The sequence below is a fragment of the Amycolatopsis sp. NPDC059657 genome, assembly GCF_042734395.1.
Classification (GTDB): domain Bacteria; phylum Actinomycetota; class Actinomycetes; order Mycobacteriales; family Pseudonocardiaceae; genus Amycolatopsis.
The window spans coordinates 38,617-48,063 of record NZ_JBHWEB010000074.1; the positions used below are offsets into that span (position 1 = coordinate 38,617).

Genomic DNA, 9,447 nt, shown 5'->3' on the forward strand with positions numbered 1-9,447 from the left:
TCACCCTTACGCCGCAATACGCTATCTGGGTTGGTTTGGTGGGCTGGTTTTTTTTTATATCAGACAGCTTTATTTGCGAGTCGAGGGGCCCACCGACGGCCCGACCGACTCGGGTTTCACGTGCTCACGTGCCGATTGACAACGCAGGCCATGCCTTAACTACCCAGCATTGGGCTAGAGCCGCCCGCAACGCGCACGACCCTCACCTGGGCAGGACTGTCGGGGCTGCCTCGCGACCCTTAGACCGTCTGCTCGGCGAGGAATTCGTCCAGGTAGCGCCACGTCGAGTTACGGGCCTTGCGGCCGGTGAGCACGCCGAGATGACCACCCGGCGCCGTCTCGAAGCGCACCGAAGGCGCGTTCTCCAGCAGTTGGACCACCCGCTCGACCGAGGGCCGCGGCGCGATCGTGTCGTTCTCGCCCGCCACGATCAGCGTCGGCACCTTCACATCGGAGAGGGAGATGATGCGGCCGTTCAGGTCGACCGTCCCTTCGGCCAGGTCATTCGTCCTGAACAGCCGGTGATAGAGCTGGCCGAACGTGCGGCCGGGGTAGGCGATCATGTTGTCCATGAAGTGGTCGACGGCCTCGATCTGCGCGAGGTAGTCACGGTCGTCGAGGTTCTTCAAGATCGCGATCGGCTTGGTGATCTCCTTGCTGATCCCGGTCGCGCGGAAGACCCGGCTGACCAAATAGGACGGTGCGCCGCCGAACGCGCGGTAGATCGGGGTGAGCAGGTGCCCGTTGGTCAGGTCCACCAGCGGCCGGAACGGTGCCATGATCGGGATCGCGGTGAAGTCGACCGGCGAGCCGATCGCGGTGATCGACTCGACCGGCAGCTCGGGCTGGTCGGCCGCGACGAGCATCGAGAAGATGCCGCCGAGCGACCAGGAGACCAGGTGCACGCCCTGGCCGCCCGCGTCGGCGGAGACCTTGCGGATCGCGCGCGGGAGCACCTCGTCGATCCAGTGCTCGATGCCGAGACGGCGGTCGGAGAACGCGACGTTGCCGTAGTCGACGAGGTAGGTGCTGCGGCCGTCGGAGACGAGGTGCTCGATGAGGCTGCAGCCACGGCGCAGGTCGAAGCAGATCGCGGGCGCGGCCAGCGGGGGTACGAGCAGGATCGGCGGGCCGGACGCGGGCGCGGCGCCGGTGGTCATCCGGTAGACCGAGCGGTTCGGGCCCTGGTCGATCAGCACCCTCGGCATCGGGCGCAGATCAGCGACGCCGCCGTGCAGCACCTTCCCGACCACGTTCGACGCGGCGGCGGCCAAGCGGGCCGGTGCGGAAACCATTCATGCCTCCAAGAAGGGTCGAGGAAGCAATCTTGCCGCGTACCCCGGGCACGACTCAACCACCACTCGGACATGAGTCCCACCCAGCGGTCCACTTCGGACGGTTCGGTTAGTCCGTCCGAGTTAAGAATCATCCTGCGCGCCGACGGACGGCGCGCTTTCCGCGGCCCGCGCCTCATACCCGGCACGTGCGGTGGAATGCGCTGCTGAAGCCAAAAGCTGATCGCCGCCGAGCGCGCGGGCGATCCATTCACCGGCCGCCCTCGGGAGCAGCCGTGTGATTCTTCCCATCGCGTCCAGTGATTTCGGGACGAAGACGTCGAAATGTGGCCTGCGTAACGCGTCCACGATCGCGTCGGCCACATCCTCGGGCTGCAGCGACTTGAAGAACTTCGCCTCACCGAGCCCGCTGGCCAACTCCGTGCGGACGATCGCAGGCATCACGCATGACACCTCGACGCCGCTCCCGCGCAGTTCGAGCCGGACGGCTTCGGACAAGCCGACCACCGCGTGCTTCGTGGCGCAATAGGTGGCCGCGCCAGGGAAGCCGGCCTTGCCCGCCATCGACGCGACGTTCACGATGTGGCCGCATCCGCGTGGCCGCATCCGCCGCATCGCCTCGCGGGTGCCGTGGATGACCGCGTGCAGGTTGATCTCCAGCTGCCGCCGGGTCGACGCGTCGTCCTCCTCGTCGAGCGGCGACAGCGGCATGATCCCGGCGTTGTTGATGAGCACGTCGATCGGGCCGAGGCGCCGTTCGACCTCATCGAGGAACGCGGTGAACCCGCGGGTGTCGGTGACGTCGAGCGGCAGGCCGAGCGCGTCCAGCTCGGCCGCCGTCTTCTCGACTTCGACCTGGTCGAGGTCGCCGAGCGCGAGCTTCGCGCCGTGGCCCCGCAACGCGGCGGCGGTTTTCGCGCCGATGCCCCGCGCACCCCCGGTGATGACGATGACCTTGCCCCGTAAAGAACGTTGCTCGCCCATTTCGCCTCCTTATTGGCAGCATGCCAACTCGGTACGGCTAGGGCAACCGCTGTTCGAATACCTGACCGATCCAGCCGTCACGATCGAACTGGACCGTCGGCTTGAAGCCCTGCCCCTCGTAGTAACGCACGAGATCGCCATCGCCGCCCGCCCAGCAGTCGACGCGCACGAGGCCGATACCGCGCCGCCCGGCCTCCTCGAGCGCGAACCGGATGAGCCTGCCGCCGACATCTTTGCCCGTGTGCTCGCGCGAGGTGATGAGCCACCCGATGTAGATCTCCGGCTCATCGGCCGCGGGGACATGCCCGGGCGGCGCCGGGTCCAGGATGATCCCACCCGCCGGCTCGCCGTCGACGTCGGCGAAGTAGAGCTCGCGATTCGCGGCCATCGCCCGCACCTGCTCGACCCGCGCAGGATTGCCGGACCACGGCTCGGTCCCCCACTGTCCCGCACTCCCTCGCCGCGACAGCCACTCGACGGCTCCGTCGAAGAACCGCATCATGGCGTCGAAGTCGTCCGGCCCGCCTCTTCTGATCATGATCATGACAAAGTTCTACTCGACGGTCAGCACCCACGGGCCGTTTTCGGTGACCGCGACGGTGTGTTCCACATGCGCGGCGCGGCTGCCGTCGAGGGTGTGCAGCGTCCAGCCGTCCGCCGCGTGCCGGTAGGCGTCCGAGCCACCCCGGATGAACATCGGCTCGATCGCGAACGTCATGCCCGCCTTGAGTTTCAGGCCACGGCCGGGGCGCGCCTCGTTCGGCACGCTCGGGTCCTCGTGCATCGCGCGGCCGATGCCGTGCCCGCCGTGATCCTCGAGCAGCCCGTAGCCGGCGGGCCTGCCGACACCCGCGACGGCGTGCCCGACGTCACCCAGCTTGTTCCCTGCCACCAGCGCGTCGATGCCCGCCTGGAGCCCGCGCTCGGTGGTCGCGATGAGCTCCAGATCGGCCGGGTCCGCCGTGCCGACCACGAAGCTGATCGCGGCGTCCCCGTGCCAGCCGTCGATGTAGGCGCCGCCGTCGATACTGACCAGGTCACCGTCCTTGAGCCGGTAGTCCGACGGGATCCCGTGCACGACGGCGTCGTTGACGCTCGTGCAGATCACGGCCGGGAACGGCGTCGGCGCCGACCTGGGCTGATAGTGCAGGAACGACGGCTTGGCCCCGTTCTCCGCGATGACCTGCGCCGCGATCTCGTCCAGCTCACGCAGGCTCACGCCGATCGCCGACGCCTCCTTGACCGCGCGCAGCGTCCGCGCGACGACCCGCCCGGCCTCGCGCATGATGTCCAGCTCGCCCTGAGTCTTGATCTCAACCATGCCGATAACTATACCGGTATAGTTATCGGCATGGTCAAGCATCAGGGGTCGTGAGTGTTTACGCCGGTTAGAACCGGCCGTACCACTCACGACCCCTGATGCTCAGGCGACGCCGAGGTGGCGGGCGATGAGCATGCGCTGGACCTCGGAGGTGCCTTCGCCGATCTCGAGGATCTTGGCGTCGCGGTAGAAGCGGCCGACCGGGAACTCGTTCATGAAGCCGTAGCCGCCGAAGATCTGGGTCGCGTCGCGGGCGTTGTCCATCGCGGCGTTGGAGGCGACGAGCTTGGCGATCGCGGCCTCCTTCTTGAACGGCTCGCCGCGCAGCATCTTCGACGCGGCTTGGTAATACGCGAGGCGTGCGGTGTGCGCGCGGATCTCCATGTCGGCGATCTTGAACTGGATCGCCTGGTACTCGCCGATCTTCTTGCCGAACGCCTCGCGCTCCTTGACGTACTTCAGCGACTCGTCGACGCAGCCCTGCGCGAGGCCTACCGACAAAGCCGCGATCGCGATGCGACCTTCGTCCAAAATGGACAGAAACTGGGCGTAGCCGCGGCCGCGGTCGCCGACCAGGTTCTCGGCGGGGACGCGGCAGTCCTCGAAGGACAGTTCGTGCGTGTCCGAGCAGTTCCAGCCGACCTTGGAGTACTTCGGCGCGACCGAGAAGCCCGGCGTGCCAGCGGGCAGGATGATGGCCGAGATCTCCTTGCGGCCGTTCTCCGCCACGTCGGTGACCGCGGTGACGGTGACCAGCTTCGTGATGTCCGTTCCCGAGTTGGTGATGAACGACTTGCTGCCGTTGATCACCCAGCTGTCACCGTCGAGCTTGGCGCGCGTGCGCGTCGCGCCCGCGTCCGAGCCACCGCCTGGCTCGGTGAGACCGAACGCGCCGAGCGCCTGGCCAGAGGTCAGCTGCGGCAGCCAGGTTTCCTTCTGTTCCTGGGTGCCGAAACGGTAAATCGGCATCGCGCCGAGGGAAACCCCGGCTTCCAGGGTGATCGCGACCGACGAGTCGACCCGCGCGAGTTCCTCCAGCGTCAGGCACAGCGCGAAGTAGTCGCCGCCCATGCCGCCGAACTCCTCGGGGAACGGCAGGCCGAACAGGCCCATCTCCCCCATCTTCGCGACGATCTCGTACGGGAATTCCTCGCGCTCGTAGAGCCCACCGATCACGGGGGCGACCTCGGACCGCGCGAAATCCTCGACGGTCTTGCGCAGCGCCTCGTACTCTTCGTCCAACCGGAAGTCGATCACGCTTGCTCCTCTTGTGGGGTCACCACGGCTAAGGCCTCGTCCAGTGCGACCTGTTGGCCCGCCTGGACATGCAGTTCGGTGACCACGCCGTCGACCGGCGCGGTGATCGTGTGTTCCATCTTCATCGCCTCGACGACCATCAGCGGTGTACCCGCACTGACGGTGTCGCCCTTGCCGACCTTCACCACCAGCACGGTGCCCGGCATCGGGCTCTTGACCGGCCCGCCGCCAGCGGCTTCTCCTTGTCCTGCAAGGACATCAGCGCGCTCTTCGACAGCGACGCAGTGTCCGTCGCGAGCCAGCCATACGCTCCGGCCCTTGCCCGCGACATGCCGGTAGCGCCGGAAGCCTCCGGGGTGCCGGACCTCCAGCACACCGTTGTCCCAGCGAGCGGAGATACGCTCGGGGTCGAGATCGTCGACCGTGACGAGCGCGTTCGCGGGCGTGCCCTCGATGCGCACCGAAGCTTCCGCGTCGGCGATCCGGAGGCCGAAGTTCATCCCGCCGGCGCCACCGAGGCGCCAGCCGTCCGGGATGTCCCACGGGTCCACAATGGAACCCGACGGCTGCAACGCCAGCAGCTTGTCCATGGCCGCCGCCACGAAGAAGTCGCGCGGCACCTCCGAGGTGACCACAGTGGACAGACGACGCTCGACCAGTTCGGTGTCCAGCCGCCCGGCCCTGACCTCCTCGTCGTTCAGCAGCCCACGCAGGAACGCGATGTTCGTGCCGACGCCCAGAAGCGCGGTGTCCGCCAGCGCGAGATCCAGCCGGTGCAGCGCGGCGGCACGGTCTGGGCCCCAGGCGATGACCTTGGCCAGCATCGGGTCGTAGTTCGAACCGATGACCGTGCCCGCGGTCATCCAGGAGTCCACCCGGACGCCGTCGCCGCTCGGCTCGTGCACGGCGAGCACCGTGCCACCGGTCGGGATGAACCCACGCGCGGGATCCTCGGCGTAGACACGGGCTTCCACCGCGTGTCCATTGAGGACGACATCGGACTGCGCCACCGACAGGACCTCACCCGCGGCGACCCGGACCTGCCACTCGACCAGGTCCAGGCCGGTCACCAGTTCGGTCACCGGGTGCTCGACCTGCAGCCGGGTGTTCATCTCCATGAAGAAGTACTCGTCGGGCGTCTTCGCCGACATGATGAACTCGACCGTGCCCGCGCCGACGTATCCGACGGACCGCGCGGCCTCGACGGCCGAAGCACCCATCTTGGCGCGGGTCTCGGAGTCCAGCAGCACCGAAGGCGCCTCTTCGATGATCTTCTGGTGCCGACGCTGAAGGCTGCATTCACGCTCACCGAGGTGGATCACGTTGCCGTGCTTGTCGGCGAGCACCTGGATCTCGATGTGCCGAGGCGTGGTGACGAAGCGTTCCATCAGGAGCGTGTCGTCGCCGAACGAACCCTTCGCCTCACGGCGCGCGGACTCGATCGCCGCGTCCAGCTCATCCGGCGCCGTGACCAGTCGCATGCCCTTGCCGCCGCCTCCGGCGGATGGCTTGAGCAGCAACGGGAACCCGACCGCCGCGGCCGCTTCGGCGAAGCCGCCGTCCGGGATGTCCACATCGGACGCTCCGGGCACGACGGGGACACCGGCCGACGAGACCGTGGCCTTGGCCCTGATCTTGTCGCCCATGGCGTCGATGGCGCTCACCGGCGGTCCGATGAACACCAGTCCTGCGGCCTCACAGGCCCGCGCGAACTCGGCGTTCTCCGCCAGGAAGCCATAGCCCGGGTGCACGGCCTGCGCGCCCGAGTCGACAGCCGCCTGCACGATGGCCGGAATGGAGAGGTAGCTCTTGGCAGCCTCAGCCGGTCCTATTCGGACAGCGGTGTGCGCCTCGCGCACGTGCTTGGCGTCGGCGTCCGCGTCGCTGTAGACGGCGACCGAACGAATACCCATGTCCCGCAGGGTCCTGATGACCCGAACGGCGATCTCGCCTCGATTGGCGACCAGAACCGCGTCGAACACTGCCGTCACATCCTGAATACGCCGTAGTTGACAGGTTCCAACGGCGCGTTGGCCGCCGCGCCCAGCGCGAGCCCGACCACGGTGCGAGTGTCCGCCGGGTCGATCACGCCGTCGTCCCACAGCCGCGCCGTCGAGTAATACGGGCTGCCCTGGGCTTCGTACTGCTGGCGGATCGGGTCCTTGAAGGTCTCTTCGTCCTCAGCGGACCATTCACCGCCACGCGCTTCGATGGCGTCGCGGCGCACCGTCGACAACACCGAAGCCGCCTGCTCGCCGCCCATCACGGAAATCCGCGCGTTGGGCCACATCCACAGGAAACGCGGCGAGTACGCCCGCCCGCACATCGAGTAGTTGCCCGCGCCGAACGAGCCGCCGATGATGACGGTCAGCTTCGGCACCCGCGCGCACGCGACCGCGGTGACCATCTTCGCGCCGTGCTTGGCGATCCCGCCTGCCTCGTACGCGCGCCCGACCATGAACCCGGTGATGTTCTGCAGGAACAGCAACGGGATCGAGCGCTTGTCGCACAGCTCGATGAAGTGCGCGCCCTTCATCGCGGACTCGGCGAACAGCACGCCGTTGTTCGCGATGATGCCGACCGGGTGACCGTGGATATGCGCGAACCCGGTGACCAGCGTCGAGCCGTATTCCTTCTTGAACTCGGCGAACCGGCTGCCGTCGACGATCCGCGCGATCACCTCGCGCACGTCGTACGGCGTGCGCGGGTCGGTGGGGACGACCCCGTAGAGATCGGGATCGACGGCGGGTTCCTCGGTCGGCAGCACGTCCCAGGGACGCGGCGTGCGCGGGCCGAGCGTCGAGACGATCGAGCGGACCATCTTCAACGCGTGCGCGTCGTTCTCGGCCAGGTGGTCGGTCACGCCGGACTGCCGGGCGTGGACGTCGCCGCCGCCGAGTTCCTCGGCCGTGACGACCTCGCCGGTCGCGGCCTTCACCAGCGGCGGGCCACCGAGGAAGATCGTGCCCTGGTTCCGCACGATGACCGCTTCGTCGCTCATCGCCGGCACGTACGCGCCACCGGCGGTGCACGAGCCGAGCACGGCCGCGACCTGCGGGATACCGCGCGCGGACATGGTCGCTTGGTTGTAGAAGATGCGCCCGAAGTGCTCGCGGTCCGGGAACACGTCGTCCTGCTTCGGCAGGAACGCGCCACCCGAGTCGACCAGGTACACGCACGGAAGGTTGTTGTGCAGCGCGACTTCCTGCGCGCGCAGGTGCTTCTTGACGGTCATCGGGTAGTAGGTGCCGCCCTTGACCGTGGCGTCGTTAGCGACGATCACGCACTCGCGCCCGGACACCCGGCCGATGCCGGTGATGATGCCGGCGGCGGGCGCCTCGTCGTCGTAGAGCCCGGTCGCCGCGAGCGGCGAGAGCTCCAGGAACGGCGAGCCGGGGTCGAGCAGGGTGTCGACACGGTCGCGCGGGAGCAGCTTGCCGCGCTCCACATGCCGCGTGCGCGACTTCTCGGGACCGCCGAGCCGCGCCGCGGACAGCCGCTTGCGCAGGTCCTCGACCAGTTCGGCGTGAGCGGTGACGTTGCGCGAATACTCGTCGCTCCGCGGATCCGCGGAACTGGTCAGCACGGGCCTGTCCATGGCTCCTCGATGTTAGCCGTCGTTAACACCGCGATGTTAACAACCGCTAACCAAGGTGTCCAGGCGAGCTGACGTACTACCCGTCGGTAACCATCGCGAGTGCCCTGAAGTAGCCGAACTGGCCCGCTTTCGTGGGATGGAACGACTCTTCCAGTGGCGATGCGATGCCGTGCAGATACTGAGAGCCGGCGGCGCAGACGTTGTGCCCGATGAACGGCGGCCGCATGTCCACGAAGGTCACCCCGGCCGTCGACGCCCGCTCCGACTCGACGGCCGCCATCGTGTCGGCGCCCGCGTTGATCGCATTGCGCATCCCGGCGCTGAAACCGCAGGAACCTCCGTCGGCGAACAGGTGCGGATAGCCGAGCAGGAAGACCCGCGCGTTCGGCGCCTTGGCCTTGATCTTCGCCAGCGCCGCGTCGAGCCTGCCGGGCAGGATGTCGGTGATGAACTTCTGCGCGGTCGCGACCCGGTTCGCGCACGCCTGCGCGGAGTTGAGCACACAGGTGACCATGACGTCGGAGAAGCCCGCGTCGGTGCCACCGACCGAGAGGGTGACCAGCGTGGCGCCGGGGTTGATCGAATCGGCCTGTGTCATGACGTCGGCGGTGGTCGCGCCCGAGCAGGCGAGGAAGGTGAGCTTCGTCCCGGCGTGCTCGTTGACCCAGAGCTGCGGGTAGGCGTTGACGCTGCGCTTGCATTTGCCTGAGGTGCCGTACTTCCCGGCGCCGAGACCGGAGGAGTAGGAGTCGCCGAGCGCGAAGTAGTCGTCGGCGGCGTTCGCGGGTACCGCCAGGCCGATGACCAGCAAGAACGCGAGTATGAGGGTGCGGATGGCCACGGGTCACTCCTTCGTGTCAGGGGGACCGGGCCGCAACCCAAGGGTAAAGGACTCGTGAGCGTGGGGGGGGGGGGGGGGGCCCCCCCCCCCCCCCCCCCCCCCCAAACCCCCCCCCCCCAACGCCGGCGGGGGTGGGGGGGGGGGTGGGGCG

Annotated in this window: 8 protein-coding genes; all 8 read right to left on the reverse strand. The window is 68.0% G+C overall.

Annotated elements, in window-relative coordinates:
- Window positions 1-239: 239 nt before the first annotated feature.
- Entirely contained in the window at window positions 240-1,295 is a 1,056-nt protein-coding gene (locus ACFV15_RS31900) for an alpha/beta fold hydrolase (RefSeq protein ID WP_378354967.1), read from the reverse strand.
- 123 nt (window positions 1,296-1,418) lie between these two features.
- Complete coding sequence (locus ACFV15_RS31905) at window positions 1,419-2,279, reverse strand: SDR family oxidoreductase (protein WP_378354968.1); 861 nt, start codon at window positions 2,277-2,279, stop codon at window positions 1,419-1,421.
- A gap of 37 nt (window positions 2,280-2,316) precedes the next feature.
- Window positions 2,317-2,823, reverse strand: coding sequence for a GNAT family N-acetyltransferase (locus tag ACFV15_RS31910; RefSeq protein ID WP_378354969.1), 507 nt, complete (start codon window positions 2,821-2,823; stop codon window positions 2,317-2,319).
- Window positions 2,824-2,832: 9 nt separating this feature from the next.
- Complete coding sequence (map, locus tag ACFV15_RS31915; RefSeq protein WP_378354970.1) at window positions 2,833-3,600, reverse strand: type I methionyl aminopeptidase; 768 nt, start codon at window positions 3,598-3,600, stop codon at window positions 2,833-2,835.
- Window positions 3,601-3,702: 102 nt separating this feature from the next.
- Complete coding sequence (locus tag ACFV15_RS31920) at window positions 3,703-4,857, reverse strand: acyl-CoA dehydrogenase family protein (RefSeq protein WP_378354972.1); 1,155 nt, start codon at window positions 4,855-4,857, stop codon at window positions 3,703-3,705.
- Complete coding sequence (locus tag ACFV15_RS31925; RefSeq protein WP_378354980.1) at window positions 4,854-6,839, reverse strand: acetyl-CoA carboxylase biotin carboxylase subunit; 1,986 nt, start codon at window positions 6,837-6,839, stop codon at window positions 4,854-4,856. The genes ACFV15_RS31920 and ACFV15_RS31925 overlap by 4 nt, the downstream gene beginning before the upstream one ends.
- Before the next feature lie 5 nt (window positions 6,840-6,844).
- Entirely contained in the window at window positions 6,845-8,455 is a 1,611-nt protein-coding gene (locus ACFV15_RS31930; protein WP_378354974.1) for a carboxyl transferase domain-containing protein, read from the reverse strand.
- A 76-nt stretch (window positions 8,456-8,531) separates the two neighbouring features.
- Window positions 8,532-9,296, reverse strand: a complete 765-nt coding sequence (locus tag ACFV15_RS31935; protein WP_378354976.1) for an SGNH/GDSL hydrolase family protein — start codon at window positions 9,294-9,296, stop codon at window positions 8,532-8,534.
- Between the last annotated feature and the right edge of the window lie 151 nt (window positions 9,297-9,447).

Coding starts and splice junctions, on each gene's coding strand:
- ACFV15_RS31900 (WP_378354967.1), bottom strand. CDS start 1,295: ATGGTTTCCGCACCGGCCCGCTTGGCCGCCGCCGCGTCGAACGTGGTC.
- ACFV15_RS31905 (WP_378354968.1), bottom strand. CDS start 2,279: ATGGGCGAGCAACGTTCTTTACGGGGCAAGGTCATCGTCATCACCGGG.
- ACFV15_RS31910 (WP_378354969.1), bottom strand. CDS start 2,823: ATGATCATGATCAGAAGAGGCGGGCCGGACGACTTCGACGCCATGATG.
- map (WP_378354970.1), bottom strand. CDS start 3,600: ATGGTTGAGATCAAGACTCAGGGCGAGCTGGACATCATGCGCGAGGCC.
- ACFV15_RS31930 (WP_378354974.1), bottom strand. CDS start 8,455: ATGGACAGGCCCGTGCTGACCAGTTCCGCGGATCCGCGGAGCGACGAG.